Source organism: Micromonospora sp. GCM10011542, from assembly GCF_042650685.1.
Taxonomy (GTDB): domain Bacteria; phylum Actinomycetota; class Actinomycetes; order Mycobacteriales; family Micromonosporaceae; genus Micromonospora.
Genome location: NZ_JBHSBO010000057.1, coordinates 1 through 2,565, shown reverse-complemented (window position 1 = coordinate 2,565; position 2,565 = coordinate 1). Strand labels below are relative to the sequence as shown.

Genomic DNA, 2,565 nt, shown 5'->3' with positions numbered 1-2,565 from the left:
GCTGGCACAGCTCAGCTCCGACCGCTCCGCGCTCACCCTGCTCCGCGGCGTACCCGAGCTGCCATAGCCCAGGTTTAGAGGGGCGTCAGGTCGTTGTCGGGCTGTTGTACTTGCGCTTCGGGTTGGTTCCGATTTTTCCTAGCTGGCTGGGTGCGGAATGGGCGACAACTTGGCAGGCGCGGCGATGACGACTCAGAGTAGTGGCAGTTGGGGCAGCAGACCTTAGAATCTGGCGGTGATCGAGCTTAAGGCGTTGCAAGGGCAGGTCAAGACCCTGGTGGAGGATCTGCGCGGGCAGGTCGCGGAGGCGTCGCGTCTGCGCGCCGAGCTGCGCCAGGAGTACGCCCAGGCGAAGGCGGCTGAGCGGGTCGGCGCGAGCTTCGAGACCTGGCTCGACGACGTGCTCGATCAGGCGGCGGTGGCCTGGGTGCTGGGTTGCGTTTTCGTCCGGTTCTGCGAGGACAACGAGCTTATCGATGGGCTGTGGATCGGTGGCGCCGAACCGGCCGCGCCGGCCGAGCGGGCGGTGCAGCACCGGCAGGCGTACCTGATCGCCAACCCCCGGCACAACGACCGGCACTGGCTGCGGGAGGCGTTCGGCTACCTGCGCGGCCTCAAGGCCACCGGCAAAATCTTCGACCAGCACAACCCGGCGTGGCGCTTCGACATCTCCGGCCCGGCCGCGGAGGAGTTGAGCGACTTCTTCCGGCGGGGCGCCGGTCAGGAGTCGCTGCGCCGTGACGACCTGGACACCCGCTTTCTGGGCGATCTCTACCAGGATCTGTCGGCGCACGCGAAGAAGACGTACGCGCTGTTGCAGACGCCGGAGTTCGTGGAGGAGTTCATCCTCGACCGGACGTTCGAGCCGGCGGTCAAGGAGTTCGGCCTCGCCGCGACCAGCGTGATCGACCCGACCTGCGGGTCGGGCCACTTCCTGCTCGGCGCGTTTCACCGGCTGGTGCGCAAGTGGCAGGACCGGGAGCCGGCCACCGACATCAGGGTGCTCGCCGAGCGGGCGCTCGGCCAGGTGACCGGGGTGGACATCAACCCCTTCGCCGTGGCGATTGCCCGCTTCCGGCTGCTGATCGCCGCGATGGAGGTGTGCGGACTGACCAAGCTGGAACGGACGCCGGCCTTCCCGGTCCGGGTGGCGACCGGCGACTCACTGCTGCCGTGGGACGGGTACCGCTCGCGCGCCCAGGGCGACCTGTTCGCCGAAGCCGAGGGGCGGCCGGTTTTCGCGTACGAGAGCGAGGACGCCGACCTGCTCAAGAACTACCTAGCCGAGAATCAGTACACGGTGGTGGTCGGCAACCCGCCCTACATCACGGTCTCTGATCCTGTTCGTAGCCGCCTGTACCGCAGCATCTACCCGACCGTCTGCCACCGGCAGTATCAGCTAACCGTCCCATTTGCCAAGCGTTTCTTCGAGCTGGCCAAGCGTTCTGACGAGCAGGGCATTGGTGCCGGCTTTGTCGGGCAAATCACGGCTAACGGATTCATGAAGCGTGAATTTGGCAAGAAGCTTATCGAAGGTTATTTTGCACATGAGGTCGAACTGACGGAGGTGGTGGATACCTCAAGGGCGCTGATCCCCGGACACGGCACCCCGACGGTAATCCTCGTAGGCCGGACCAACGCGCGGCGGCGCGCTACGACTCTTCGAGCCATTCTGGCCGTTCAAGGTGAGCCCCCGACCACGGAGGATCCCGCGGCGGGCAAGGTTTGGATGGCGATTGGGAATCAGATTGATCGACCCGGCACGGATTCCGAGTGGGTCAGTGCCATTGATTTGCCTCGTGGCCGCCTTGCCGTCCACCCCTGGAGTCTTTCCGGTGGTGGCGCAATGGACTTGCTTGAAAATATCTCGGCGCGCGGGAGTTTTAAGATTGCAGACTTTGTAACTGTTGTAGGCCGCGTGACGCACACGGGATCGGACGAAAGTTACTTTGCGCCGCCGGGTGTATGGGGCAGACTTGGCGTTGACCAAAGCTCGGTTGTCGACTTGGTGGCCGGCGAGGCGGTGCGTGACTGGATTATTGCAACGGAACTCGAAGCGCTATTCCCGTACGATAGTGAGAATCGAGCATCGTTGCGCGACAAGGCGCTAGGTCGGATTCTCTGGTTAACGGCCGTGACTTTGGGGCAGAGGCGTGAGCCGGGTGGGACCCATGAGGAGATCGGCCTCACGTGGTATGAGTGGAGCCGGTGGCACCCTGAACGCTACTGTATTCCTCTCGGGATCGGTATGACGGAGGTGGCGACACACGCTCACTTCGCGCTAGACCGAGATGGAAAAGTCTTTAAGCAAACTGCCCCCGTTATAAAGCTTCCACAGGGAAGCTCGGAGGATGATCACCTGCGGTTACTTGGCTTGCTTAACAGTTCGCTCGCTTGCTTTTGGCTAAAACAGGTAAGCCAACCGAAGACAGGCGCAGCGAATTCTAGCGGTGGGGGCAATCGTTGGAGCCCGGAACCGTGGTACTCGTTCTATGCGTTCACGGGTACTAAGTTGCAGGAGTTTCCGTTGCCAGGGGCGTATCCGTTGGGGCGGGCGCGTGAGTT

1 protein-coding gene is annotated in these 2,565 nt (G+C 63.2%); it reads left to right on the top strand.

Annotated features, from left to right (window positions below):
- Nucleotides 1-235 precede the first annotated feature (235 nt).
- The coding region (pglX, locus tag ACFOW4_RS20750) for a BREX-2 system adenine-specific DNA-methyltransferase PglX (protein WP_377530191.1) at nt 236-2,565 on the top strand (2,330 nt) is incomplete at its 3' end.